This window comes from Pseudoalteromonas phenolica (genome assembly GCF_044788725.1).
Taxonomy (GTDB): Bacteria; Pseudomonadota; Gammaproteobacteria; order Enterobacterales; family Alteromonadaceae; genus Pseudoalteromonas; species Pseudoalteromonas phenolica_C.
This window is the reverse complement of the sequence record NZ_CP173161.1, coordinates 1,452,807-1,478,168: the sequence shown is the minus strand read 5'-3', so window position 1 is coordinate 1,478,168 and position 25,362 is coordinate 1,452,807. Positions and strand designations below refer to the sequence as shown.

Below are 25,362 nucleotides of genomic sequence, written 5' to 3'. Positions count from 1 at the left end.
AGCTATCCGTTGCCTCTTACTTAATTCTTACTCGGTCGCCAGCTTTGACCGCAGCAATCAGCTGCTCTCTTAAAGCGGCAAGATAGGCATCAACTTCGGCTTCACTTTCAATGAATCCGGTTGTTACTGACTTAGCCATGGCATCGGTTGGGTTAATCGTTACGGTACGTTTTGCAACCGGCTGTGGCTGCACTGGTTCAGGGGCTGGCTCAGGTGCTGGAGCTGCCTTACCGGCTTTCGCTGCTTCCTCTTCGCGTTTCTTCTGTTCGAGTTCACGACGTCTTTGCTCAGCTTCAGCTTTTTTGCGTTGATCTTCGATAAAGCCATTCAGCAACTCATAAGCTTCGTCCTCGTAACCTTCCGCTTCAGTTTGCTCACTGATAATTTGTGGTATTGAAGAGGTCGCTTCAATGCGCTGTCTGCACATTTGTAACGGGCGCAGTGCTTGGTTCTGTAGTTCAGACGGTGCATGAGCTTCAGCTAGCGCTTCTTTTACACGTCCGATGCGCAGATCAACACGCTCTAAGGCATGAGTGCGTTTTTCTTCAACCAATGTTGAGTTAACTTTTGCCACCTGCTCGATAAGCGGATTAATGTGGCGCAGCTGCTCATACGGTGACGGCATATTGTAAATGCGTTCTAATTCAGTGAGCGCTTTTAATGCTTCACTGTCTTTTTCTAACGCAGGTCTATTGGCCTTAAACTTCTCGTTCAATGCGCCTGCAAGGGCTTGCCAAGTTTGAAATTGGCTATTGTAGAAGTCATCAAGATCCTCAAAGTCCTCAGCAAACTCTTCAAGGGCATCAGCGTCTTCTAGAAATCGGGCTATCAAAGCGAAACGAGATGGTTGTTCCAGAACTCCAGCAACCAATGCTAGACCCTCATCAATTTGAGACTTGCCTGGGAAATGACCATTTTTAGACATGTCGCGAAAGGATCTTAAGCTATTTAGCCATTTATTTAGACCGTCATTAACGTTGTTGGCGATCTCTGCCTCGCCACCACCTGTATAGGTAAGTGAAAAGAGTTCTTTAGCTAAAACAGCCGCCTTATTAATTTGGCGCTCGTCATGTTGCCTGATCTTATGTACACGGATCTCGCCGCGTTTACGCACACTGGTAAACGGCTCGTAAGCTTTTTTCAACGCCAGATCTGTACCTTGGGTACTAAAAGATACCTTTCCAGCCAAGCCCAGCCTTGCAGTGAGCAATAAGATTTCATTGTCTGGCCAGCCATATGGGCGCTTGCCGAAGCGAGCAACGATGTCACGTAAGTACACAGGCTCATTACGCTCGACTTTCAGCGTTACGTACTGCTCAACCTCACGCGTAGCTTCTGGATTACATTCATCCGCTTGAAGATCCAGTCCAATCTGAGCAATATCATCAGCAACAAGAACGGCCTGTAGCTCACGCAAAACTTCACCAGGCGTTGCCTTGAGCATGTTCAATTTAGCGAAGGTGTTTTCGATAACGTATTTGTATGCTTCTTCGACGATGGCACTTGGCGTTGCTGATTTCTTCGGTAGTTTTGTGCCGATAGCGTAAACGTCCGCCTCTGCAAACAAAGCTTCAAAATCCGTTCTTAAGCGTTTTTCACGCTCAATATTTTCCATCTGCTTTTCGCGGAGAAGGTGTTCTTGCTCTGGTCGCTGTCCTGAATTTTGTTTTAAGAATCGGTCAGTTTTAATAAAGGTTGTCAGGTCATCCCAAAGACGCTTATGTTCGCCCAGCTTGATGAGCACGCATCCATCAGCCTCAAGCGTATGATTGATGCACGCTTGATCGTGGGAGTAATTTTCAAAGTGCGAATCCAAAGGTGAAATGACTTTAATGACTAGGTCTTCCAGCGTGGTGCCATCTTTTGGATGACCATTACAAAAACGGCTCACCGCAAAGTCTTGCTTATTAATCGGGTAACGATAGGCACGATTACCTTTCAAAATACCGTCAAATACGATTGCTGAAAGCTTGTTAGAGACCTCTGACATTTCAACGTCAGTGTGGCGGATCTCGTTTTCAATCTCTTTTTCTTCGTTGGTCAGGAAAATAAATTCATCACCATTACGGGCAATCAGCAATTGGCGTTCTAGACGATTCAAGCTCTCTTCAATTTGCTTACGCAACGCAATTTTATCTGCATCGATTCGATCAATTGACAGCGTCACAAGGTTGTCTAGTGTGCTTTTGACAACGTCCACATAACGGATCAAGAAAAGAGTTTTTAAAATCTTGCCATCGAATTCTATTAAGGAATCCAACTCACAGGCTTGGTCAATCGTTCGCTTAACCGCTGGCTCCAAAAAGCTTTCAATCGGTGCATAGAAACTGTAGAACGGGATTAACACATCAAGGCCAGAGTCTTTCATCTGTTTTGCAGCTGATTGGAAAGCATCAAGTAATGAACGCTCACCCATAGCTAAGTGCTTACCCGTCGCGCCTTTTGTTCGAATTGACTCAAACACTTTTTGAACTAGCGTGTAGTGGTAAGGCACGAACGGATAGTTGTCCACAAAAGACGGAGCGTCGGTGTAGCCCTTTAGAGACGCGGTTGTCGTTTTATCAAATGTCAGCTGATTACGAAGAATATCGCCCTTTTCAGCAAAGACATCGATGAGGTGTGTACGAGCTTCTTCCGTTTTGGACAACAAACGCTTTTGAATAACTTCCGATGTATTCGAGCTCGACAGCTGTAAGCGGGTACTAAAACGCCCTTGAATTTTAGAGAAGTCCTCGCCATCGCGCTTATCCATACCACCAATGGCAGCATCAATGTCTGCCTGAGAGGTAACAACGACCCAAGCTCTGCCACCACAATATGTGCCAAGATCTTCAGTAATGGTCTGAAGCTTCAACATCATTTGTGTGTTCTTACCGATAAACTGACCGACTTCATCGACTAAGAAAAGAAGGTTACGATCCCCAGTTCGATCTAAGTATTCATTAACCCACTTACAGAAGTTTCGGATATCTAGCGGGAAATTGTTTTCAACCTGCTCAACCCAAGCTTTGGCAGACTCTAATGATTGCTCACTGGAATAAGCGAGAGCTTCTGAAAGTTCGTCTCGATAGAAGTCATAGGCGTCACGCTCTTTTTCCCAAGTTGATTGGGTCAACTCAGCAAATTTATCCTTGAAAGATGCGTATTGATTACGTTTATCAAGCTCGCGTTCTAAGTGGGCAATATGAGGAAAATCAGCGCAGTATCCTACACGCTCATTAAAGACTTTGAGGAAGACCTTAAGAATGGCATTTTCTCGGTCGTCCGTATTGGCTCGTGAATCGATGTTAAAAAGAATAACGTCTGTATCTTTGGTAACAGCGTTTTGGATATCAGCCAACAGCATGGCATCGTTGATTTTGTCTTTAAAAAACTCAAATGCTTGGCGGCCTTGGCCATCCTTTTCGACAGATTTGTTTTCAAGGAGGTAAGACAAAATTTTCAGGAAGTGAGACTTACCCGAACCAAAGAAGCCAGAAATCCACACCCCCATCTTTCCAGACAGAGAAGCGCCTGAAATTGATGCGCCGCTTTGCGTCACAGATGGAACGTAAGTCTCAAAGAAAGCGCGAAAATGTCGATCTAGCTCTCGGGTAACAACATATTCATCAAGTTCGACATACACACTGTCATTGTCTTTCTGTTCCGCTTTAACAACGCCGTTAATATCACGCGTTAACTTCTTGGAAAAAATCTGTTCAATTTTCATTCGGGAGTTTCCCTGCTCTACTTTTTACTTGTATTAATTGATTTTTTTACCGTCTTCAGGCACAAGCTTGAAGGCGCGATAGTAGTTTTTAGATTCGATCATGCCGAAAGGATGTAAATCCCTTCCGCTATATTCACCCGGATAGAAAAGTACTAATGGCGTGCTACCCATCACGTCTTGCAGTGCACTGAGTAACTCATGTCCTCGGACAAGAGGCCAAGCACTGCCTAAGCCTGACATCAACACAAACTCAAGTTCTGATGGCTTATATTTATCCGCGATATACCTTGCCACTTTCTCTTGACTCAGAGGCCCGGCTAGTGTTTTTCGAAGGCCATCAACACCGACTTGCAATTCACGCTGGCAAGCTCGGTCGAAAAGGCCTCGCTCCTCAAGCATATCTATCAAGACTTCAAAAATATTGAGATGGACAAAACGGTAACCACGCTTGTTGAGTTTTTCGTCAACGTGCTTAAGGTGCTCTCGTACAAGCAGTTCATACTTGGCTGGATAGTCAAATACCCAAAACCCAATTTCATTGCCCAAACCATCGTTTTTCAAAAACTTAGGGCTTTCAATTCGCTCCAATATCAGATCAAGCCTGGTCTGAAGAGCCTTCATATTGTGCACTCCATTACCTCAATCAAGTCTTCCCGGTCCAGACGAACTAACCAGTCTTTAACTTCTGGCATTAGGTAAACAGGTTGTATATTCTTTGTCCTGCTATCACTCAGGTAGCCACTATCAACCAATGCCTTAATTGCGTTGTTACCCATTTTTTTGACAGTTGAGTCAGAAAAACCGCCAAACTCAGCATATGTCCGCACTCTCATGTCATAAAACTCAGACCATGCATCAGCAGTTAAAGCGGGTTTATAGGTGCGGCGAGCTTCGGCTAAGATAAGTCGCATAAAATCAGCGACAACCGGAGAATGAATGAGTAATGACATCATCAGCATTTGGACATATGCGCGTTCACTCGCGGCTAAAAGATCAGTCATAAACTCATCACCCAGGCCTTCAATACGCCAACGGATTGTTCTGGCATAACGAATAGCTGTCTGGCCGGATTTTTTCTGAAGAACATTTTGCTCAACGATTAGTGACTTCCACTCGTCATCTGGAAGTTTTTTCAGTAGCGATTCTGCGATTATTCTAGATTCAGTTATCAATAAACTGCCTCCGATAAGATCGCCAAAATATTCTTTTATATTCATAAATTCATCTCACGATTCGCTATATCCAGGAGCGAGCGAAGCATTATCAACCCCGTATAGTGCTTCTGGATTTTTAAGTGCTAAATGGAACTCTCGCCCATTACTCTTACTATTCTTTGAACAATCGATATTCCATAAACGCAGTAAATATCCAGCGAACGCAGCTCTTATCTCTACACGCAACCTATTGTTTTCCATTGCGTAGTCCATCGATACAGCTTCTGGATGTTCTAGTTTGGGATGAGGTATCAGCTCTAGTTCAACGATTCGGTTCCATTGCTTATCCCACTGAAGAGTCTCAACTTCGTCGTTAACCTCATCCTCTAACAACTCAACTTCACTTATTCTGGTTAAAACAAAATCCCTAAATTCTCTATGCTTTCTATCGAATGCTCGGACATGCCATCTCAAGCCATTGTCAATCAAGGTATGAGGAACTATTTGCCTGCTCCCATGACCACTCGACGATGAGGTGTACTCAATATTAATAACAGCGCGCTTATGTATGGCTTCACTAATAGCCGCCACCACTTCCAATTTCGGCTTATTGAGATGGAACGGTGCTTCACAAGCCATAGGTGGCCTGACCTTACCAAGAAAGCCATCACCGAACCCTTGGCTTATCGTCGCAAGCGTTCGAACAACGTCATAATCAAACAACGGCTGGAATGCGCTCGTCTTCAAGTGCACTCTGCGCTTTTCGTCATACATAACGTTGTTAGGAGCCAACTCTTTGTACCGCGCAAAATCTTGTGTTGCCACAGACGGCGCTACGCTAAAGCGCTCGGTTAAATAACTACGCCCAGCTTCACCTTTAAATAACAAAGTGAAATCAATATGAGCGAGTCGTTCTCTCTGTGCTTGGCTAAGCTCTTCAAGTCCAGTGTTGTCTTGCACTGTCAGCCTCTCAATCCATCTGGGACAAGCCCGAATCATTTAAAACTAGGAAGCCATCGATTGAATACCATCAAGCAACCTACTTTTTTTCATTAGGTCAGATAGTACCAATCAGTTTTTTTATTTGCTAGTAAAACCTAATTACCATAAAAGAAGAAACACATAATTGTATAAATCTAACTCACCTGTAAACTAGCAATTCAATTGTCTCTTTCGTACCAAATTAGGCTATTCACTTTATCATTGATTAAAGATTTATCTTTCTTGCAATCATTAAGAGCTACCGACGTAATATAATTCTGATACCAATCACTACTATTTTTATATTCTAAAAGGCAACTAATTAGGCTTAAGTACGGAGTCACTTAGAATGACAGGGTAATCATTAGGTAAAAAAGTTGCGAGACTAATAGGATGCTTTTCTAAGAATTCATTAATCTAATATATTTCAATTACTTTATTAAAGATTTCATGCTTCCTTTGCTTAATTCAGAATTCTCTGATTTAACATTGAGCTTGAAATTAATACTATCCTTTTTCAATTGGTACATTATAAAAATTGAGCTTGCTTTAGACCCGTACTCTTTTTACCAACACAAAGTTAGTATTTAGCTTCATCTTAACTTAAATATATATCCAAATCATAACCATGTAGCATTTCATAAAGGGCATCACTCCAACCTTCAGAAATCCGCTGAAACATCAAAGACTCTTCAAGTGATTGCTTTATTTCATTACTGTTCATTACATTCCTTTTTAAAGATTACTTTTAAACGCGCTGTTAAAGCTTTTAAATTCTTTGGGACTGCTTTAACTCGCGTTTGATTCTTTCTATTGTAGAAGTACCGACTCCATGTTTTTTGGCGTACAACTTTGTTGTGAGTTTCTCAGTTTGTAAAGATAATATAATTTGATTGATCTTTGCCTCACTAATTCGTTTTTTGCTTATGGAGCGAACTTGTGAATAATTACTTTTAACTTGCTCCGAAGTTAATGTTTTTGCACTAACTAACTTCCTTATTGCCCTTTCAGTTTCAGATTTAGTCTTTGAATTTAAATGAGCAAGTTCTATAAGCTTGTATGGTACTTCACTCAAAATAGCATTAACCAGTTTTCTATTTTGTTCGTCTGTAAAACCCATATGAGAAGAATAAACTGTTCTGCCTGTTACATTCCTCTTTCTACCATTAACAATATCTAAAATGTAGGAACGCGACACTTTAAATAACTCCTGGAGCTCTTGGATATCTGCCCCTGAGTCATATCTTTCACAAATATCATAAATATCTCCGTCAGTGAGCTGGACCTGCGGTGCTCGCATCCCGAATCTACGGCCTGACTTCATATCATAATTTAAAGTTATTTTCCTATAAGTCCGCTTATTTCTAATACCTTCTACAACACCCAAGCTAATATCAAATTTATTGGCAACCTCTTTATTTGTTGGATCGTGTATTGAAATATATTTACAAATACTATGAACTAAATTTGATGGTAACAACCTTTCCTTATTTAGGTTAAATAATCTTTTGCACTTTTTTAGGTAAGCTATATTTTCTTTTGGAGTCATAAGTTTCAAATGCTTTGGATTAACACAAGCCTTATTCTCATAGTTATGACCGCACACATGACCAACATGCATATTCTTAGGAATTGATTCAATATTGTTAAAAATTATATAACTACATCTGGCTGCAACCGACTCTCTCTTACCTTTAAAAATCATATTAAACTTAGGTCTTCCTGATTTGTCATGCGATCCTTTAAAAGACCAGCATCCATCTTCTAAATCCCCTTTTTCGATTAAAGATAAAAATTGAGCTTTCTTTAATGAGAAATATTCTTCACTTGAACTAGTCTTTTTTGATGGGGTTATTCTTTCGTATACAGTTTTAGCCCCCAAACTGTTATTTTTTGAGAACTTACATGTAGTTAAATGAGATGGTCTTAAACAATTGGGGTTCTCACACCTATGAAATACTCTTAAATTAGAGTGCTCAATTCCATTCGCGATGAGATATGCAACTCTATGGACTAACCTTGTCCTGTATTTAGTATTAGAAATTCTGCCAAAACCACTATTTTGATCAATTGTTCCAGCCCAAAGCCAACACTCATCTGAAACAACTTGGCTTGGTCTTACAACTACCTCAGAGAGCAATCGATTTAAAATAGTGCTATTTGTGTTTTGCTTATTATTAATAACGTTAAACCAAGTTTTCTCTATTACTTGAAGTGTCGAGTTCATTTTAAATACCACCATCTGTAATTAACATCTATCATGCCACCTTACTTTGTAGCTAAGGCTGTATGCTTTCCCCAAGCGACAAAAAAGTACAATTGTCGAATCCAAACGACAAAAGTCTAATCCGTTTATTCATATCATGAATACCAAAAAGTCATTATTTTTAGATAGTTAACCAATTTACACTTTAATATATTCAGCTAATTAGTCATCAAACAACACTGCTAAACATTTATAAAACAGCGCGACAAAACTCAATTTATTTATGCATTTTGTTACTTCTAAACGCCTCAAAAACCACTTTAAAACCTTAAAAACGGCAATCTATTACTATGAGATTATCTAAAATCAATCTCTAGCCTTTTATTTACGTGGCTTTGATAGGGAATGGAAAAGTTAATAACCTAAACAAAACCACGAAAAAATCTTAGAAAAATTATCATAGAACTCAGCTCATTTGGTGAGCAGAGTTAGTGGTAAGGATGGTTGGAATTTATGATTTACTCGTTCGATCTCTTTGATGATTTCAGCATCAGTCATCGATTGTTTAGCTAAAGTAATACTGCTGCCATATTGTCGCTTCAAGTTTTTAAGTTTTTTACTTAGAAAAGACCCACAACGTGTAATTGTCTCTCGCGTTACATTTCTCGGCTCAGCAACTTTAAGCATTCGCTGATACACTCTCGGATAGCTGCCAACAAAATAGTCATCAGGCTTGAGTAAAATATCTAAAGGAATTGGCGCATCACTGCGGGCTTTTAACCTCAGCTCATGCCTGGTCCAATTATTAAAATCTGTATGGTTATTTGGCAGTTCAAGTTGCTTTCCTTTTTCATAGACAACCATTTGTTTATTAGACCTTTTCGAACCTATATACATGGTTCTGCCACTATTTGATTTAATATTTTCTTTTAGCGGTTTCGCGCCTGTTTTGGCATTAAACGCACCTGAACTAAAACGCTTTTGTGCAAATCGAATATTGTACTTGCCTGTCTTATCATCTAGAGCAATATCTATTCTTTTAATCTCAGCTGAAATACTTTTGCTGATTTCAATTAACGGAAAGAAGTAGTCAGAGTGCATATTAATTAGCTCACAGGCAAAGCCCGTTAATTCAAGCTGTAATAAACGACTATTAGACTTCCACTTTAATGAACCACATCTTTGGATATCTACATCATAAGAATTGAGTAAAACTCCAGAATCAAAATATTTCAGTGATGGTTTTGACGCAGTGACCCTGATCCTCAGTTCTTTTAACCACTTTTCAATTTTGGCTCTGACAGATTTAAAATCTTCGGTATCAGAACATTTAAATTGAATCGTCAGATAATCGATTCGGCTTTTAATCTTATTATTAACTAGATACGGACAGTCTGTCTTACCTGTTTGCAATGTAAAACCAAAATCCAACCCTTTGTTTTCTTGATTATTTTTATGGCTCTCTGTCACTTTGAATGGCTCTATTATGATCTTATTGCTCATTTTCAAGGTCCTTCATCCACTGGCGAATATCAGACAGCTTCCATGCAACCGTGCGTTTGTTAAGTTTTAAACGTTTTGGAAATCGTCCTTCTTGTTCCATCTCGTATCGTGAAGTGCGCGACAAGCCAGTTATTTCTCTACACTCTTGTTCACGAATAAAACGCTCTTCGAACATTAAAGCTGATTGATTATTTTGTTGTTGCATGGATAACTCCTCAAAATAGTTTGATGTCAGCTTGATCGGTATTGATCAAGCTTGTTCGAGGAGTATTTAAAAGGAATTGGAAAGGTCTGAGAATGGATCCTAGCTGCTAGGCTCAGACTTTTAATCTAACCATGAACCGAGTTTTTCTTTACAAACAATTTCACGGCATGAGATGTTTTCGATCGAAATTTATGATTATCTAAATAAAATTTAAAATTAGAGATCCATTTAAAAATAGCTTCAGATTCATCAGTGTAAGGCCTCAAATACGCCCTTAATTCAGGAGTTGTTTCAATTAAATGATTCACTTTACCTTTTATTAAATCAGCAATATTTTTCATACTCTTGCCAGATTTAAGATAGTTTTTTTGGTACTCATCTAAAACATAAAACACAATTTTTCGTTCTTTTTCAGCTTTTTTAGTGCCGCCTTTACTACCGCTAAGCTTTGCTGACTTTTGCTTAAAAGCTAGACCGCCAACTTCATTTTTTACTTTATCCGCGGCTTCTCGAACTAACTCCTCAACTGACAATTCATGAAATTTATTAGAAACATTATAGAGACCAAGTTGAGTCATCAAGCTAGCAATTCCTTTGAACAAATCCTCTTTATTTGCTTCCTCCAAATAAAGCTTTGCATCCTTATCTAGCGCTCTTAAATTTTCCAAAAATGAAAGTGATCTGATCCAGTAAAACTGGACACTGCATTAAGCGACATTCAATTGTTCAAATCTTTCAGGGCTTAAATAGCTTAAGGCACTATGCCTTCTCTTCTTGTTATAATCAATTTCGATGTACTCAAATATGTGCTGACGCATGGTTTCTCGGTTCATAATCGGCTCATATTGAATGGCTTCAACTTTCATCGAATGGAAGAAGCTTTCAACACAGGCATTATCCCAGCAGTTGCCTTTACGGCTCATGCTTTGGATTAAACCGTTCTTCTTAATCAAGTCTCGATAAACGTGAGAGCAATACTGACTGCCACGGTCACTATGAACGATGACATTCTTAGGCTTTCCACGACGCCATAGCGCCATTTGCAGAGCATCACACACCAACGTAGAGGTCATTCGGTTACTCATCGACCAGCCAATCACTGAGCGAGAATACAAATCGATGATAACGGCCAGATATAACCAGCCTTCGCTTGTCATTAGATAGGTGATATCACCCGCCCATTTTTGATTTGGTTTCTCGGCAGTAAAGTTCTGCTCTAGCACATTCGGTGCAATAGGCAACGAATGTTTGCTATCCGTTGTGACTTTAAACTTACGTCCTGCTTTAGCGACTAACCCTTGACGCTCCATGCTGCTGGCAATGGTTTTAATGTCATGCCTATGGCCTTGCTCTTCAAGCTCTGCTTGAATACGTCTAGCACCATCTCGCTCTTTACTGTCATCAAAAATGTGTCTGACTTTTTCATCACGAACTTGCTGTGCCTGCTTTCGCTTGCTTGGCTGCTGACAAGTCTTCAACCATGAATAATACCCACTTGGCGAAACAGACAATGCACGGGTCATTCTGACAATGGAGAATGACCCGAGATTGTCTTTAATAAACTCAAATCTGGCTACTTTTGGTTTTTCGCGAAGTAGGTGGCCGCCTTTTTTAGTATTTCTAGCTCCTCGGCTTGTTCAGCCAATTGGCGTTTTAGCTTTGCATTTTCTGTGGCTAGAGTGCTTTCTCGTTCAGATGTAGATGCTTTCTTTTGTGCCGAGCTTCGCCATGCGTAAAGTTGAGACTCATAAATGCTAAGCTCGCGTGCAGCCTGTGCGACTCCAACTTTAGAAGCTAACTTTAGGGCTTCTTCTTTAAATTCGACTGAATAGGTTTTTCTGGTTTTCTTTGGGGATGTCATTATTCACCTCTGTGAGTTAGTTTACTCACTTAATGAGGTGTCCAAAACTATTGGATCAGATCATTACCTTCTACCCCAGAGAAAAAAGAGGATATAAATAAAAAGAACTCTATCATTATGCTTTCCTTAAGTTTTTATTAGACTGAAATCAGTCTAATAAATTTCATTTTTAAGCTCAATATCTATGCCCCAACTTGTTCATGAACAAGTTCAACATCTTCAAGGATTGGCTCTGAGGCGAACCATTCTAGAAAGCCATTTATACTGGTGTCTTGCTCTTCAAAAGGCACCTTTGAGGGCATATTTAAGCGTTTCAATACTTTTTCGTCTGAGAGTATTTCATCTTTCAAAGGGCTAAGCTCTATAGCTCTTAGGCAAAGTAATTGATAGGGAAAAAACGATTCATAATCAAAAAAGTTATGAACGGCTCTACAGTGAGATTTATGCTTAGTGCTTAGATGCTTTGTCAAATCGTACCCTAGAATCAGTAAAACTTTTTCAATCACTTGTAGATTCATATCTTTACTTATGCCAAAGCTAGCAACGCTAGCTAATTGGTTTTCTAATTTACTCCATCGTTGATAGGGTTGCTCACCTTGCGAAGAGTAATTCCTTACTACTTTTAATACCTTGAGTTTCGTTTCAAGCTCACGCGACTTGTAGTCAATTTTATAAAGCGCTTTTAACCAACCTCTTTCAGAGTCAACATCTACCGAAGGCCATTCACTCTTGGCGGCTCTTAGAAACCCATCCCAATCATGCACTTTATATTTACGGATATTCTTTAAAAGCGTTTTCTGTCCTAATTCACGCAGCTTATCCTTATGCGCTTTGTTAATTGCAAAAAAGTCTTTATAAAAGGTTTCGCCATTTTCATATGTGAGCTGGGCGTATTCAATTTCATATTCATTCCAATCATATTTAATACTTTGGGAACCAAGCTTCAGGTAAGACTCCCAAACCATCGCTATTAACTCAAGCTGGCCTTTTTCTAGTGATCTTTCAGCTCTTATATCATCAAAAATAAACCAGTTTCCGCGATTACAAAACGCAATATCTTTGTGGACCTGTTTTACAAAGCCGCTGCTCTCATCCAAATAAATGTTGTCTTTGCTCGCGCTTAACCAAATGAGTTGAAAGCCTTTGTTTTTATAAAACTCTTGGCGCTTAACAATAACTTCTGGTGATTCGCTTCTAAGCTGTACCTCGAAAACAACATCTTTACCCATATATTGAGCGTGTATGTCTGGTTTGGCCCGATTGAGCTTATCAGCGCTGAATATAAACTTTTTATCTATATCTATAATTTGCCAGTGCTCTAAATGCTTTAGTGTATTCGCAAGTAACCTTTTTGTTTCTAAATGCAATCGACCTTCTTGAACCCCTGCATAGATTTCTGCAACAGTTGAAGAATCAGATTTCCAAGGACATATAGCATCCTTATGATGATTGAAAAAATAGTTATGACCGTACTGTCTATTTTTGTCTGCTGTCGCTTTTAAAAAGACGGGGTTTTTACAGTGTTGACAAACAAACCTATTAGTAAACTTTTTATTGGTCCTAAAGCCCTGTAAGTCGGCTTGCTCGAATATGAAGTCAAAGGAATCAACCCACAATGATTCCTCTTCCCATGTGTCTATGACAATGGGGATCTGATGTCGTTTTTCCATATATAGAATTCCTTTCTATAAGTGTACTGAATTGATGGTATTGGGTGTTGTACATGTACAATGCACAACATTAAAGTTTATAAAAGTAAATTTAACTTAACTTTTTTAACTAAATGAGTTTAATAAAACCTTAACTTAATTGACACGCTTTACACAAACATTGCTTGACGGCATCTATCGTACAGCATAATAAAGATCTCCGCTGAATGCTCCTATTAGAGCGTGATCTGCATCACTCAATTTACCTTCGGCAAACAATGCGTTAATCATACCTTGCATTCCGCCTCGGCACATAGCTCTTACGGTACTGTCATTGGTAGAGCACATAGTTTCAATTTCTTCTTTGAACCACTCCTGAGCTTTTGAACTCCAACCAAGGGTTCCAATCAGAAACTCTAGTGAAGACTTTCTATCAATGGCGAGAGCGCTTAATTGATTGCGCTCAGTAATTCCTTTGAAGCTGCCTTGGGCCATAGGTGGGCTGGATAAAATTTCCGAATCTTGAGATGGGCGACTCCCATACGAATGCGAGCGATCCCCTTTAGCAAGTTTAAAGGTTGCCTTTAGCTTAATTAAGTCACCTTCTTTGACATGCTCACGAATGCATAAAGGTATGGTGCTGTATACAGTGGATTTGTTAGGTAGCTCCACCAGCATCTTTAATGTTGGCACATGATCATCTGAATAGAACCCTACTGGCTCTGGCTTATCAGCTCTGGAGTCAGATATCTTTAGAATAGTACCTACAACCTCCTGCCTACCCTCCGGCGCAAGCCCTTTACCTTTTGATGAAAGCTGCACAATTTTGTTGAAAGTTGACTCACTCAACACACCTATATATGCGTAGCAAACTTCACCATCTCCATCAACCCATATTTTTCCATTACTCACATGAAAACCAAACTGGTTACCAAGGTCTTTAAGTGCAATCAGGTCAGACGCCGAAATTTTAATTTTGCGCCTTTCTTCATTTGCCACGTAAGATCTATAGTCACCTTCTATAGGCAAGAACTGCCCTTTATCGAAAAGCGTCGAGTACCATCGGTAATTATTGCTTGGAGAGATCAGCCTACCAAATTCATCTTGGTCTGGCTTTAAGCCATTACTTGTAGTTGCAACTTCAATCAACTCACATTTGATCTCTTCGATTCTTTCTTTTTCTAATTTAAGAACATCTATAACGGCAGTTAAAACAGGCGAAGTTTGCACATCAATCTCCTTGCTTAATGTTTTAGTTAACTTATTGAGAGTACAGGTTCAGCATAATAGCCCAAAAACAAAAAAGTTGTTGCCTCAACAAGGGGTCGCATAAGGTTTAGATATTTATCTCAACGTTTAAATATACTTCTTTAACTGAATCGCTGGTTATACCGATATATTCAAATCTTTTACGCATAGAATATGTGCTAAGCGTATAATTCAAGCTTTGGCGTTTAGCGACTTTTTATCCTTTTTATGAATCTTGAAGTCATGCCTTACATTGATTGAAGTGGTACTTAAGAATCCAGTTTGACTCCCCTTTGAGACAAATAAATAAGGTCAATATAAACATGTAGATATGAACATAACTATAGCTTTTTATGACCGCTCTGGTAAATACAAGGTCTGATTTAAGAATTTCTATTTATCTCATTAACCATCTGAAATATTGTAAGTTAATTGCCTAAATAGCTTTATAAGCATATAATTAAAAACTTAACGGTTAATGCTCGAACAGTAACGAACAGGCTCATTAAAAGTGATTTAAATTCATAATGTTACAGAGCAGAGACGGCGGTTCAACTCCCTTTCCGACAGTGACTCGGAAGTACCACATTTCGTACCACAAACCTTGGTACTTGAACCGAACAATACATTAAAAGTCAAAGGGTTAAGATTTGGGTTCAACCTCCCCCAGCTCCACCAAATAGCAATATCAAAACCCTATCAAAACACTGTTTTTGATAGGGTTTTTGTTTTTCTGGGATTTGAATAGTGTGTGAATGGGGACGTAAATGTGGTATGATTTGTCGCGTTTTTGTCCCGTAAAATAAAGTCAATTGAAGAAGTCGCCCAAGTGACAGGCCATAGAAATTTAAATATTTTTGGCAAGTTTACACGCAACTATTTCCACATAAGTTGCATGATAAAGAGCAAATCAGTTAGGGGTTTGAAACTCCCTCCACATCACGAATAAGTTGAATAAGTTTTAATCTGATAGCTGCCTATGTGCCAAACTCGCGCGTTCGGCACCTTACTCTTTTATTAACCATTTTCTTTGTTAACTGTATATATCCTAACACCCAAGACACTTCTTCGTATTTTAAGCGACACAGTATCTCCGGTCTTAAAGTTGGGGAATAAATCTTCATCCGTTATTAGATAGTTCTTAGAAAAACCTGATACTCCCTCAAATGAGATCTTATATTCACGTCTTTGAGTACTTTTTACCTTTGTAATTAGAACTTCATTTGGAGCTAAAAACTTACTGAAAACTGCTGTAATACCTATACCAAATGGAAGAAATATAAAATAAGTTAAAAATACTATCATTAAAATAAATAACACCGGAATTGGCAGTTTATCCCTTCGCTTAAACTTAAAAGATTTATAAACTTCTGGGTCAGTATATAGTTTCAAAGCTAGCCATAAAGTGAACCATATACTAATCGAGAAAGAAACAAGTAATATAGGAACTGCAATTGTTTTATTAATAAAAAACCATGAGTTATCAGAGTAAAGAGCTAGAAATACCCAAAGTGCCATAGGTAGATAATAAATTAATAAATTTTTCATAAGGTTAACAGCTTATCATTGAAGCAAATCAACCTAAGGCAACGGCGAAGGACGCGTATATCCATGCGCTATAATTATCATCCAATGTCTTATTAAGCACTATCTCTTCCCTTTTCAATTCTAAAGCACTGCATGTATGCCTAAATTTTTAGAGATATTGACAAATTTCATAATAAAATTAAATAAAAACCGCTCCTAAGCGGCTTTTTTGTTTTTAATCATTCAACGCATCATCCAGTGCTCTGACCAATTCATCATCTAGCTTGTTGGTTGTCTTGCTGGCCAAGTGTTTGGCTGTGGCGAGACAAACGCGCTTGATGAATACTTCGGTTGCGAGTTTGGTTAATAGGTATTTACCCAGAGTGCTTAACATGGTTTTTGTTCTCCAGTTTGGCTACTCGTTCCTTAAGCTCTTTCATTCCTTGCTTAAGCCACCCTACATCCGTGCGAACGGCCTTGACTGTTGTCATCCCTACCTCAATTGCGTTTGGTAAATACCTTCAGGTGTGCGGTAATCAAACTTTGATAACGGCAGAATAAAACGGCCTGTTTTGCGGTAACGCTTATAGGCTTTATCAAGCATATCGAGCATTTTGTTCGTCACCGAAACAACTGGCACACCACCAATGTCGATGGTGATTTTTTTGATTGTTTCGACGTGTTTTAAATTGGTTTCAAGTTCAATACCGTGATAGGTCAAACCCGATTGCAATTTAATCGCCCATTCTTCGCCGTAACCCGTGCCCGTTGGGCTTGGTAGCTGAATCATCGACGGTCGAATTGATTTAATAAGACTCATGCCAGCTCCTTAGCCGATTACATCTTCAACTGCATCTACGTTATTAGATGCCCAAACAACCACCGCCGCGATTACTGTCGCGATACCCGCTGTGATTAAGTAAGTTTTGTTTTTAGCAGTCATTAAATAAAGTTCCCTTTGGTATTTGCTAAATCGTCCTAGATTGCCCCCGATACTGACCGAACTGCGAGCGCGTTTGCGTTTATTTGTAAGCCTACGCTTGGCTTTTTTTGCTTTTTGGTGTGTAACCGGTTCTTTACGCTGCTGAACTAAATCAAAAGGCAAAGGGCTACGGTCAACAAAAAGCGCTTTAGGATTCCACTTCCTGAACATGCTTTGTTCCTTTAGCGATTTTTACATTGACAAAAGCAGTAATAGCGGAGCCTAAGGCTACAAGTGAGTAAATTTTCATAATGTGTTTCAGTCTTTAGCTGACTAGTGTTGCTGCAAATGTGGGTGTTAAGGTAGGGAGAAAAAACGGTTTTGGTCAACGGGGGTTTGAGTTGGGGTGACCTAATAGGTTAAATTAGTTTAATATTTTAAGGAAAAATAAGATTATGAATATAGATTTCCCGTTAAAACTTGGCGTCATTAAAGATGCGAATGATAATGTTTTCAATCCAAATACTCCATGGTTTCTAAATGAGTTAAATCACTTTAATTGTTTCATTGGTCCAAATAATAGCGGTAAAAGTAGACTGATAAGATTTTTGTGCAACCTAAAACATACAGATATCTTTCTCGATAATAAGTCCGAGACCAGCCAAAGAATAAAGGATGCGTTAGATCGACTTTATCCGAATAATTACATGGAAAGAAGGGCATCGAATGTCACAAATATAATGCAAATTAAGTTATTTAAGGAATTGAAAAAAGAGCGAAACATAATAAACACTAAAGATCTTTTTCAAACATTTAAGGAAGTTTGCCCAGATCAGATTAATGGAAGTACAGAACACCATTATAATTCACTATCACAGGTTGTTAATCAAGACCTTGCGCAATTAAGCAGATTCAAATTCGATACTGAACTACAAGATTTGAATAAGATAAATTGGAAAAAAACTTATATACCTGTGCTAAGGTCATTAAGACCTTTAGGAATAGAAAAAACTGAAGACTTTTTTAAAACAAGAACTATTGATGATTATTTCCCACAGCTTAATCAACAGCAAAATAAGCCCAAAATTAATATTTTTACAGGGCATTCAATCTACAATGATATACAAAGAGCATTACTAGGCTCTCATGAAGAAAGAACAAAAGTTGCGCACTTCGAAAGCTTTTTATCCCAGAAATTTTTTAATCATCTACCTGTAACATTAATCCCTAAGCTCAATGATGATGTAATTAGTATAAGAATCGGTGATGAGGAACGTGATATTTGTTCTGTAGGTGATGGGATTCAGTCTATTATAATAATTACTTTTCCAGCATTTATGGAAAACCAAAATACAATGTTCTTTGTTGAAGAGCCCGAAAAATTTCTTCATGCTGGAATGCAAAGAGTACTTGTAGATACTCTATCAGAGTTCAAACAACATATTTTTTTCTTTACAACACATTCTAATCACTTTCTTGATTTAGCAAGTGAAAGGAATGATTTATCTATATACAAAGTTCAACGACAAGAAAAAAAAACAGCCTTAGAGAATCAAAAGAACTTCAAGCATATTCTTGATGAATTAGGAATTCGAGCTTCTTCTGTTCTTTTAGCAAACAGTTCTATATGGGTAGAAGGCGTTACGGACCATAAATATTTAAGAGTATATTTGAGAAAGTATATTGAGTCTTTAGGGGGTAATGCTAAAAGTTTCATCGAGGACTTACACTATACATTTTTTGAATATCAAGGTTCAAATATAGGCCATTGGGATTTTGCTTCAGAGCATGAAGATCGTGATACAAACAATAAAACCCAAAGACTTAGGGCAGGCCTAACTAATAACAACATTTTCTTAATTGCAGACGGAGACATAAAATCAAAAGAAGATAGAGTCCGCGAATTAGAAACCAGTCTGGGTGACTGTTTTTACAAGATCAAAGAAAAAGAAATAGAAAATTTAATACCCCTGAAATATCTTAAGAGATACGCGCAATACTATTGGAACAATCGTATGCAAGATACGGACGGTCTAGAGTTAGATTTAGAAGGTCTAGAAGAAAGGGACCTCTTGGATGAATCAAATAGTGTCGGTGTAATTTTAGAACAATGTATAAAAGGCACAAAACCGACACCTGATAAGACTTACTTTCAAAAAGGTATAACTATTCACAGAAAATCGGATTTTTGTGACGATATTATCAAGCTAATTCTTGAAGATTGGGATAACTTTGAATTAACACCCGAGCTAAACGAATTGTGCGAATCTATTTATAAGCATATTCAAAGTGCAAATAGCTAAATACTTTAAAGCCGCATAACGTGGCTTTTCCTAAACCCTCAACTTCCCAAACTCTACATTTCCAATACCTGGGGACTTGAAGAAATACTCAAGCTTCTTAAGCGCTTTGATATCTTTCAAAGGAATATCGCATTCTTCGGCCATACGCATGGCGTCTTAATCGACGCTTGCATGCCTACCCATTTGTAGATGCTTTGCGATAGCGTGGTTTTACTCATTTCAACCACTCGCTGACCGACTGAATGCACCACAATGCCAAACTTACGGCCTACGGCTAGCAGCCAGACATAGGCGCCCTTTTCTTTGCCTAATGACTCGGTAACTTGGGGCACTTCTTCACACACTACATGCAATTGTTTTTTGTACTTACCATCGCCCAAAGCTTTGACGATTTCACAAAAGCGCAAAAAGTTTTCACGGGTTTCTGGTACTGTGAGCGCAATCTTAAAACCGCTTTGGGTTTTGCGCCCTGCTATTGCGGCCTTAAAGAATTTAGTAAACGATTTATAGCGCCTTACAGTACGACCTTTAAACTTGCCGCTGTAGTCTTCATGCGGGTACCAAAATAAAATTTGATCGGTAGCTTTGGTTGTTGGCAACAACTTAACAGCGGTTGTTTTACCGCTGCCAGTGCCGCCAACATACAAACAGTGCAAAGCACTCAACGCATTATTTGAATTAATGGGCTGCATCAACATCGCTTGCCACCTCGTTTTGCTCAACTTGCTCTGTTTCTTTTTTGGCTTGCGCATCACGCGCTTTTAACTGCTTAATCTGTTTTACCGAACTAAACATAAACGAGCCTAGCCACAAGGCGCCCAATATCTCGTCTTTGTAGTTACCCAATAACCCCGCTGCGGCTGGCGCATACTTTTGAATTAGTGGTTTCATTCGGGCTGCGCCAATTTTTTTAGACGACTCTTTAATAACAAAATCAGGGTGAAAGTGTTTACGGAAAACATGTAGATGCTGACCTCGCCCTAAAAAGATCAGCGCAATACTTAAAAACGCCAGAAATGAGCTAGAACTTAACTTACTTACAGTACTGTTTTATACAGGCATTCGCCCATCAGAAGCCGCCGCATTGCAATGGGTAGACGTTGATTTAATCAATGAAGAATTGAAAGTGTGCGAAGCCGTTATTTGGGATTCAAGCTCACAAAAGGCCGTGACCAAAGGTACCAAAACCCGCGCTGGTAATCGTGTGATTGAACTACAACCCGAAGTTATATCAGCACTTGAAACACAAAAAGAATTAACCGGTAGCAATGAGTTTGTTTTCATTGAACCAAAACAAAAGCGCCAGCTAACAGGCTCGGCGCAAATTCGTAAAAATATATGGTTGCCAGTATTAACCGCCAGCGGCGTGAGATACCGCCACCCTTACCAAGCCCACCACACATTCGCCACCATGCTAATCAGCCAAGGTAAGAACTTATGGTGGATTGCCCGACAAATGGGGCATGACAGCCCAGAAATGCTATTTAGGCATTATGGTAATTACATTAAAGAGCATGACAAAAAAAGCCGCTAATGCGGCTTTTTCATTCTTACTTAAGTTTTTGCTCTTCAGACTTAATGTCATACAGCAGCATCATTTTCTCAAGATGAATATTTTTTTCTATCAGTTTTTGGTTCTTTTCTTCTAGGAGCTTATTTACTTCTTTAAGCAAATCAATCTGCATGTTATGACCACTTTCATTGGTACTAGTTCTACCTTTGTAAAATTGCATAAAGCAATACACAGAACTAATGAATAAGGTTAAATATATGTAATATTCGATGAAGTTAAACTTTTCCTTATTTTCTTTGTTCCTTTCTTCATGTATGTACTTTTGATTCTCAAAAACTTTTGGTTCTCTTAGATTGCAATTTGATTGATCACTCTTAGAGCCAAAAGTTTCGCAATACACTTTCTTAGTTTCATATATTGCACTATCAACTTTAAGTTCTATTAGTTCTCTGTGAAGGGTTTCTTCTGCTCCAGAAGAATGAGTTATCATAATTAAACATAAAGGTGCACACATCATAATCCAAAGCAGGAAAAAAAGTTCTATGTAGGTATAAATTACTTTTTTCACTAAATTCCTTAATTAGTTTTTTATCATTTTTGATTTATTGAAAGGCTCATCTACCAAAACTCTCCATTAGCTCGGGTAGCTCATTCAAGCCTCTTTCTAGTAAACTTCCCTTGTTAAGAAGTCCCAAAATAATTAGAAATACAAATAAAATTGTTATAGATAAAACTGTGGATATTGGGGAGCGCTGTAATGCAATAGAAAAGCATTTTAAGCCTAGTTTTTTAAGCTCTTTAGTTTGTTCCACTGATGCTCTATCTATTGCTTTTTCTGAGCTTCTTTCAGCAAGCTCTTGAACTAATGGCTTTTCTCTTAAATTAAACATTACACTAAAGAAATGCCAAGTAATCCTAAAAATTGCAAAAGGCATTTTAGTAAAAGAGAAAGCAGCAAACAAAGTTTGCTTTAATTTCCTTGGATTATCTCCACCTAAATAAGCATCAACTTCTTCTGCTAACCTAATCCTATTTCTAATAGAAAACCAAGTTACAAACAAAATGTAAAAACATACAAGCAACGTAAATATTGCTAAATCAAACATACTAATCGACATTCTCAATTTCCTTATCTATTTCTTTTAAATCTGCCCTTTGGGCTAAAGCACTCATCCTATACTCATGGTCTTGTATGAACTTAAACCTTTTGAGCTCACGCTCTTCCCTATTGTTTAAATACAAATAACCATACCTAAGTACAATTAAAGCCATAGCAATTATTGAAGATGAACCCCAACCCGCTGACACAAATTCTTTTAGTGCAGCTAAATTTTTAACCATACAATCTTAATCCTTGACCGAGCAAAAACAAACAAATTTCACTATATTTCAGTTGCTTGTAATCTACGGAAAAAGCATATATTTGTCACGTATAATGTCCCACTAACAAGGGCCATGTTGATTTATAGCAATAACAGGTAGTTATAGAATTGTGTACGGCGGTTCAAATCCCCCAGCTCCACCAAACGTATAAATCAAGACATCTCAGGATGTCTTTTTTTATGCCTAAACCCTAGCAATTAAACTCCATTTACCCTCGAAATAACTTGTTTGGATTCCACCTAAATCTATCTAAGCGCTCAGACCTTTAAGTCAACCTTCAATTTTTCTAGCAATCCCTGCTCATTTCCTGTAAAAAGCGTGTCTATCAGCTATATGATAATAATGTTTATTTGTATTTAACTAATTTAGTAGGTATCGATGAGTAAGACTTTGTGTGAGTGGAAGCGTAAAGATATAGAAAGTAAGCTATCTCAGCTTGCCGAGATTGTGTCGCCTAGTCATTTTATTTGTAAAAAATGTGCGCGTTCTGCCAGTGATAAGAAATACCTTTGTAAAGGCACTAAACTGAAATAATCATTCGCATTCTTACTAACAATTTTACCTAAATAGTCATTCACCACGATTTATTATGCGGTGAGCTTTAATGAGAGTGATTGCGCTTTTTGCTTGCGCCGTTTGTTGCCCTGTTTTTCTTCTAAATTGTTATTTTTATTTATATTTCCTGCTGATCTACTTGTATTCGTGTGCGTATTAAAGAACAATGCATGCATAAATTTTTTGAGGAGTCCCGCTATGCTAGCCCCTGCAATGGTTGAAAAGTTAAACGAGCAAATTAATTTAGAATTCTATTCTTCAAACCTATACTTACAAATGAGTGCTTGGTGTGAAGATAAAGGCTTCGAAGGTGCCGCTGAATTTTTAAGAAAACATGCCGTTGAAGAAATGGAGCACATGAACCGTTTATTCACTTACGTGAGTGAAACAGGCGCGCTGCCTATTTTAGGTGCGATTGATGCACCTCCTCATGAGTTTAAATCTTTGGGTGATGTGTTCAGAACTACCCTTGAACATGAATGTGAAATCACAAAAGCGATTAACGAACTTACGCATGTTGCTTTCACGACGCATGATTACTCTACGTTTAATTTCTTACAGTGGTATGTTGCTGAGCAGCATGAAGAAGAGAAGTTGTTCAAAGGTATTTTAGACAAACTTGAATTAATTGGTGAAGACGGCAAAGCACTATTCTGGATCGATAAAGATCTTGCTGAATTAGCTAAGTCAGGTAGTTCATCTATCATGGAAGCGGGCGCTTAATCCCCCACAGCTTTCATTTAAAAAGCAAAAAGGTAGCGAATAAGCTACCTTTTTTGTTTATACCAATTCTCAATCATTTTGAGGGACTAAAACTTTCCTGCAGGTGGCCAATTTGGGTTATCTATTTCATCTTCCCCAACTGCATCTTGCGCTTCAAGGGCTATTGCATTTGGCACATTGTCTTTAGGAATACAAAGTTCTACCACGTAGTTGTTTTTATCATCCGCTCTGATTTCTTCTAGTACACCATATAACTGTTCAACGGTCGTTACTTTGCGACCTTGCCCACCAAATGCATCGGTAATTTTGGCAATTTCCCAGTTTGGTAAATCGTTATATTGATATACATCATTCAAGAGTTTATCTGGGTAGTCGACTGGCGGTTGTCTAAATGGATTAGGATTAACCAAGTATTGCTCAATACCATATATGCCGTTTGCGATCACGAACACAACCGTGTTCTGCCCATAAGCATGTTGGTCGGCAACCGCTTGGCAGGTTTCATGAAATGCACCGTCTCCAACAACAACAATGGCGCGTTTATCCGGATAGGCACATTTAATCCCTGTACCCGCAGGCACTGAATATCCTATTGATAACCAGGCTGCTTGGGCTACAAAGCCATTTCGGCTTAGTACTTTGACGCTTTGTGCACCAATCAATGGAAAGCCTGCATCGACTACCATAATGTCATCTTCAGTTAGCCACTGGCTCATCGCTGAGAAAAAGCTGTCATAGCCTAACGGCTGTACAAGGTTATTTTGACTTGAAAGCAATGTAAAACTTGCTGAGTTTTGAACCCTTATGCCCTTCAATTGCAGCTGTTGGTTCGCTTCATGAATTGCTTTAAATTCTTGTAACATGGCGTGCAAAAATGCTTCTAAAGTGACTGATGCGAAAAATTCAGCGCCAACAAATACGCCACCATGAGCCGCTAAAATCGTGTTGCTGCTGCAAATATCTTCGTTACCAGTGTCTTTGCCCGTTGTCCACGCGCCTACACCTATGAGTACTCCATCATCGCCAACTAGCTTTTCTACTTCATGCCTCTTAAGGGTAACACACCCTTCAAAATAGCGATGCGTCTCCTCAATCACTGACTTACTAAGTGCCGAGGTAACAAAGTGAATATGCTGATCGGGCACCGTATGCGTCTCATTAATGAAGTCGAGTAGAGCTAAAAACTCATCCTGAAGTTGATAGCGCTGTAGTTCAACACCGGCCCAAAAAATACTTTTTGGCTTACTACTGATCAGTTCTACTGCTGCTTTGGCTGCATTTTGAGCCTCGCTGACCGTATTGGTTGCGCCAACACCAGAGCTGAGTTTGCCACTTGGCTTTTGACATGCTGCACGCCAGACATCTTCTGCTACTTCAAAATAAATTGGTCTACGCTCTGTAAGCATGGCGGTAATCGCCGCATCAATCTGATAAGGCGCTTGTTTAGCATTGGTGATCCGCTCGGCTGCCACAGTTACAGGTTTAAACATATGAATGTCGACAAACTCATAGCCTGTTGTGTGCGAATAAAGCAACCCAGCTTGTTTTGAAATTTGATCTTCTTTATTAGTCGGTGCGCCGTTTATTAAAATCACAGGCACTTGTTCAACATAAGAGCCCGCAATGGTGTTTAGCAAACTAAATGCGCCCACACTATATGTCACATATAGCGCACTCACGCCTTTGAGTCTTGCATAGGCATCAGCGGCAAAGCCTGCACAAATCTCATTGGCATTGCCTGAAATTTTTATCGGTGAATTATCGTCAGCTAAAATTGTATCTAAGAAAGCGGCGGTGTAATTGCCTGCAACCCCAAACATCTGTTCAACACCAATTTGCTCCATGCGGGCTTTTAAATAATCTGCGACTGTATATTGCTCTGTAATATTCATAGTTTCTTTCCTGGAAATACAAAATGAA

Annotated in this window: 25 protein-coding genes and 1 pseudogene; 4 read left to right on the top strand and 22 right to left on the bottom strand. The window is 38.9% G+C overall.

Annotated elements, in window-relative coordinates:
* Positions 1-16: 16 nt before the first annotated feature.
* The 12 genes from brxC to ACH784_RS06830 all read right to left on the bottom strand — a co-directional run bounded on the left by brxC (position 17) and on the right by ACH784_RS06830 (position 14,498).
* Positions 17-3,709, bottom strand: coding sequence for a BREX system P-loop protein BrxC (brxC, locus tag ACH784_RS06885; RefSeq protein WP_404394553.1), 3,693 nt, complete (start codon positions 3,707-3,709; stop codon positions 17-19).
* A gap of 33 nt (positions 3,710-3,742) precedes the next feature.
* Complete coding sequence (locus tag ACH784_RS06880) at positions 3,743-4,330, bottom strand: DUF1788 domain-containing protein (protein WP_404394550.1); 588 nt, start codon at positions 4,328-4,330, stop codon at positions 3,743-3,745.
* The gene (locus tag ACH784_RS06875) at positions 4,327-4,926 is read right to left on the bottom strand and encodes a DUF1819 family protein (protein ID WP_404394548.1); all 600 of its coding nucleotides are present in this window, start codon (positions 4,924-4,926) and stop codon (positions 4,327-4,329) included. The genes ACH784_RS06880 and ACH784_RS06875 overlap by 4 nt, the downstream gene beginning before the upstream one ends.
* 9 nt (positions 4,927-4,935) lie before the next feature.
* Positions 4,936-5,862 (bottom strand): WYL domain-containing protein, encoded by a 927-nt coding sequence (locus tag ACH784_RS06870; protein ID WP_404394546.1) that lies wholly within the window; start codon positions 5,860-5,862, stop codon positions 4,936-4,938.
* A gap of 580 nt (positions 5,863-6,442) precedes the next feature.
* On the bottom strand, positions 6,443-6,568 hold the full coding sequence (locus tag ACH784_RS06865; RefSeq protein WP_404394543.1) for a hypothetical protein: 126 nt from the start codon (positions 6,566-6,568) through the stop codon (positions 6,443-6,445).
* Positions 6,569-6,613: 45 nt separating this feature from the next.
* Positions 6,614-8,071 carry an HNH endonuclease gene (locus ACH784_RS06860; protein ID WP_404394541.1) on the bottom strand — a complete coding sequence of 486 codons (1,458 nt, stop codon included), beginning with the start codon at positions 8,069-8,071 and terminating at the stop codon, positions 6,614-6,616.
* A gap of 450 nt (positions 8,072-8,521) precedes the next feature.
* On the bottom strand, positions 8,522-9,553 hold the full coding sequence (locus ACH784_RS06855) for a replication initiation factor domain-containing protein (RefSeq protein ID WP_404394538.1): 1,032 nt from the start codon (positions 9,551-9,553) through the stop codon (positions 8,522-8,524).
* The gene (locus ACH784_RS06850) at positions 9,543-9,758 is read right to left on the bottom strand and encodes a helix-turn-helix transcriptional regulator (protein ID WP_404394535.1); all 216 of its coding nucleotides are present in this window, start codon (positions 9,756-9,758) and stop codon (positions 9,543-9,545) included. Before ACH784_RS06850 ends, ACH784_RS06855 begins: the two co-directional genes overlap by 11 nt.
* A 125-nt stretch (positions 9,759-9,883) precedes the next feature.
* Positions 9,884-10,426 (bottom strand): hypothetical protein, encoded by a 543-nt coding sequence (locus ACH784_RS06845; RefSeq protein WP_404394532.1) that lies wholly within the window; start codon positions 10,424-10,426, stop codon positions 9,884-9,886.
* Between the two features lie 39 nt (positions 10,427-10,465).
* Positions 10,466-11,619, bottom strand: a protein-coding gene (locus ACH784_RS06840) for an IS3 family transposase (RefSeq protein WP_404393288.1) whose coding sequence is annotated in 2 segments (ribosomal slippage) — positions 10,466-11,373 and positions 11,373-11,619 — 1,155 coding nt in all. Because the reading frame shifts where the segments join, the coding sequence is not laid out codon by codon here.
* A 182-nt stretch (positions 11,620-11,801) separates the two neighbouring features.
* Positions 11,802-13,289 (bottom strand): DUF6035 family protein, encoded by a 1,488-nt coding sequence (locus ACH784_RS06835; RefSeq protein ID WP_404394529.1) that lies wholly within the window; start codon positions 13,287-13,289, stop codon positions 11,802-11,804.
* Positions 13,290-13,463: 174 nt separating this feature from the next.
* On the bottom strand, positions 13,464-14,498 hold the full coding sequence (locus ACH784_RS06830) for a hypothetical protein (RefSeq protein ID WP_404394526.1): 1,035 nt from the start codon (positions 14,496-14,498) through the stop codon (positions 13,464-13,466).
* Between the two features lie 808 nt (positions 14,499-15,306).
* Here ACH784_RS06830 and ACH784_RS06825 point away from each other — a divergent pair.
* Positions 15,307-15,434 (top strand): annotated as a pseudogene (locus tag ACH784_RS06825) (site-specific integrase); the annotation flags it as partial.
* Positions 15,435-15,533: 99 nt separating this feature from the next.
* On the opposite strand, the gene ACH784_RS06820 reads toward ACH784_RS06825, so the two are convergent.
* The 4 genes from ACH784_RS06820 to ACH784_RS06805 form a co-directional block, all read right to left on the bottom strand.
* Positions 15,534-16,064: a hypothetical protein gene (locus ACH784_RS06820; RefSeq protein ID WP_404394523.1), complete on the bottom strand. Its 531-nt coding sequence runs from the start codon at positions 16,062-16,064 to the stop codon at positions 15,534-15,536.
* 214 nt (positions 16,065-16,278) lie between these two features.
* Positions 16,279-16,437, bottom strand: a complete 159-nt coding sequence (locus tag ACH784_RS06815; protein ID WP_404394520.1) for a hypothetical protein — start codon at positions 16,435-16,437, stop codon at positions 16,279-16,281.
* Positions 16,438-16,536: 99 nt separating this feature from the next.
* On the bottom strand, positions 16,537-16,863 hold the full coding sequence (locus ACH784_RS06810; protein ID WP_404394518.1) for a major capsid protein P2: 327 nt from the start codon (positions 16,861-16,863) through the stop codon (positions 16,537-16,539).
* Between the two features lie 9 nt (positions 16,864-16,872).
* Positions 16,873-17,196, bottom strand: a complete 324-nt coding sequence (locus tag ACH784_RS06805) for a hypothetical protein (RefSeq protein WP_404394515.1) — start codon at positions 17,194-17,196, stop codon at positions 16,873-16,875.
* Between the two features lie 224 nt (positions 17,197-17,420).
* Here ACH784_RS06805 and ACH784_RS06800 point away from each other — a divergent pair, with 224 nt between their 5' ends.
* The gene (locus ACH784_RS06800) at positions 17,421-19,268 is read left to right on the top strand and encodes an AAA family ATPase (protein WP_404394512.1); all 1,848 of its coding nucleotides are present in this window, start codon (positions 17,421-17,423) and stop codon (positions 19,266-19,268) included.
* Between the two features lie 116 nt (positions 19,269-19,384).
* Here ACH784_RS06800 and ACH784_RS06795 read toward each other — a convergent pair whose 3' ends face one another.
* Positions 19,385-19,966: a hypothetical protein gene (locus ACH784_RS06795; RefSeq protein WP_404394509.1), complete on the bottom strand. Its 582-nt coding sequence runs from the start codon at positions 19,964-19,966 to the stop codon at positions 19,385-19,387.
* Entirely contained in the window at positions 19,947-20,159 is a 213-nt protein-coding gene (locus tag ACH784_RS06790; protein ID WP_404394507.1) for a hypothetical protein, read from the bottom strand. Before ACH784_RS06790 ends, ACH784_RS06795 begins: the two co-directional genes overlap by 20 nt.
* Before the next feature lie 97 nt (positions 20,160-20,256).
* Here ACH784_RS06790 and ACH784_RS06785 point away from each other — a divergent pair, with 97 nt between their 5' ends.
* Positions 20,257-20,802 carry a site-specific integrase gene (locus ACH784_RS06785; protein WP_404395208.1) on the top strand — a complete coding sequence of 182 codons (546 nt, stop codon included), beginning with the start codon at positions 20,257-20,259 and terminating at the stop codon, positions 20,800-20,802.
* Positions 20,803-20,818: 16 nt separating this feature from the next.
* On the opposite strand, the gene ACH784_RS06780 is transcribed toward ACH784_RS06785, so the two are convergent.
* Genes ACH784_RS06780 through ACH784_RS06770 form a run of 3 tightly spaced genes read right to left on the bottom strand, consistent with a single transcriptional unit; the run spans position 20,819 to position 22,122 of the window.
* Positions 20,819-21,349 carry a hypothetical protein gene (locus ACH784_RS06780; protein WP_404394504.1) on the bottom strand — a complete coding sequence of 177 codons (531 nt, stop codon included), beginning with the start codon at positions 21,347-21,349 and terminating at the stop codon, positions 20,819-20,821.
* A 46-nt stretch (positions 21,350-21,395) separates the two neighbouring features.
* Complete coding sequence (locus ACH784_RS06775) at positions 21,396-21,899, bottom strand: hypothetical protein (RefSeq protein WP_404394502.1); 504 nt, start codon at positions 21,897-21,899, stop codon at positions 21,396-21,398.
* On the bottom strand, positions 21,889-22,122 hold the full coding sequence (locus ACH784_RS06770; protein WP_404394499.1) for a hypothetical protein: 234 nt from the start codon (positions 22,120-22,122) through the stop codon (positions 21,889-21,891). The genes ACH784_RS06775 and ACH784_RS06770 overlap by 11 nt, the downstream gene beginning before the upstream one ends.
* A gap of 795 nt (positions 22,123-22,917) precedes the next feature.
* On the opposite strand from ACH784_RS06770, the gene ftnA reads away from it, so the two are divergent.
* Positions 22,918-23,442, top strand: coding sequence for a non-heme ferritin (gene ftnA, locus ACH784_RS06765; RefSeq protein WP_404394495.1), 525 nt, complete (start codon positions 22,918-22,920; stop codon positions 23,440-23,442).
* Between the two features lie 86 nt (positions 23,443-23,528).
* Here ftnA and ACH784_RS06760 read toward each other — a convergent pair whose 3' ends face one another.
* Entirely contained in the window at positions 23,529-25,334 is a 1,806-nt protein-coding gene (locus ACH784_RS06760) for an alpha-keto acid decarboxylase family protein (RefSeq protein WP_404394492.1), read from the bottom strand.
* Between the last annotated feature and the right edge of the window lie 28 nt (positions 25,335-25,362).

What these genes read in the sequence shown, in the direction of transcription:
- brxC (WP_404394553.1), bottom strand. Translation starts at nt 3,709, where the DNA reads ATGAAAATTGAACAGATTTTTTCCAAGAAGTTAACGCGTGATATTAAC.
- ACH784_RS06880 (WP_404394550.1), bottom strand. Translation starts at nt 4,330, where the DNA reads ATGAAGGCTCTTCAGACCAGGCTTGATCTGATATTGGAGCGAATTGAA.
- ACH784_RS06875 (WP_404394548.1), bottom strand. Translation starts at nt 4,926, where the DNA reads ATGAATATAAAAGAATATTTTGGCGATCTTATCGGAGGCAGTTTATTG.
- ACH784_RS06870 (WP_404394546.1), bottom strand. Translation starts at nt 5,862, where the DNA reads ATGATTCGGGCTTGTCCCAGATGGATTGAGAGGCTGACAGTGCAAGAC.
- ACH784_RS06865 (WP_404394543.1), bottom strand. Translation starts at nt 6,568, where the DNA reads ATGAACAGTAATGAAATAAAGCAATCACTTGAAGAGTCTTTGATGTTT.
- ACH784_RS06860 (WP_404394541.1), bottom strand. Translation starts at nt 8,071, where the DNA reads ATGAACTCGACACTTCAAGTAATAGAGAAAACTTGGTTTAACGTTATT.
- ACH784_RS06855 (WP_404394538.1), bottom strand. Translation starts at nt 9,553, where the DNA reads ATGAGCAATAAGATCATAATAGAGCCATTCAAAGTGACAGAGAGCCAT.
- ACH784_RS06850 (WP_404394535.1), bottom strand. Translation starts at nt 9,758, where the DNA reads ATGCAACAACAAAATAATCAATCAGCTTTAATGTTCGAAGAGCGTTTT.
- ACH784_RS06835 (WP_404394529.1), bottom strand. Translation starts at nt 13,289, where the DNA reads ATGGAAAAACGACATCAGATCCCCATTGTCATAGACACATGGGAAGAG.
- ACH784_RS06820 (WP_404394523.1), bottom strand. Translation starts at nt 16,064, where the DNA reads ATGAAAAATTTATTAATTTATTATCTACCTATGGCACTTTGGGTATTT.
- ACH784_RS06815 (WP_404394520.1), bottom strand. Translation starts at nt 16,437, where the DNA reads ATGTTAAGCACTCTGGGTAAATACCTATTAACCAAACTCGCAACCGAA.
- ACH784_RS06810 (WP_404394518.1), bottom strand. Translation starts at nt 16,863, where the DNA reads ATGAGTCTTATTAAATCAATTCGACCGTCGATGATTCAGCTACCAAGC.
- ACH784_RS06805 (WP_404394515.1), bottom strand. Translation starts at nt 17,196, where the DNA reads ATGTTCAGGAAGTGGAATCCTAAAGCGCTTTTTGTTGACCGTAGCCCT.
- ACH784_RS06800 (WP_404394512.1), top strand. Translation starts at nt 17,421, where the DNA reads ATGAATATAGATTTCCCGTTAAAACTTGGCGTCATTAAAGATGCGAAT.
- ACH784_RS06795 (WP_404394509.1), bottom strand. Translation starts at nt 19,966, where the DNA reads ATGTTGATGCAGCCCATTAATTCAAATAATGCGTTGAGTGCTTTGCAC.
- ACH784_RS06790 (WP_404394507.1), bottom strand. Translation starts at nt 20,159, where the DNA reads ATGAAACCACTAATTCAAAAGTATGCGCCAGCCGCAGCGGGGTTATTG.
- ACH784_RS06775 (WP_404394502.1), bottom strand. Translation starts at nt 21,899, where the DNA reads ATGTCGATTAGTATGTTTGATTTAGCAATATTTACGTTGCTTGTATGT.
- ACH784_RS06770 (WP_404394499.1), bottom strand. Translation starts at nt 22,122, where the DNA reads ATGGTTAAAAATTTAGCTGCACTAAAAGAATTTGTGTCAGCGGGTTGG.
- ftnA (WP_404394495.1), top strand. Translation starts at nt 22,918, where the DNA reads ATGCTAGCCCCTGCAATGGTTGAAAAGTTAAACGAGCAAATTAATTTA.
- ACH784_RS06760 (WP_404394492.1), bottom strand. Translation starts at nt 25,334, where the DNA reads ATGAATATTACAGAGCAATATACAGTCGCAGATTATTTAAAAGCCCGC.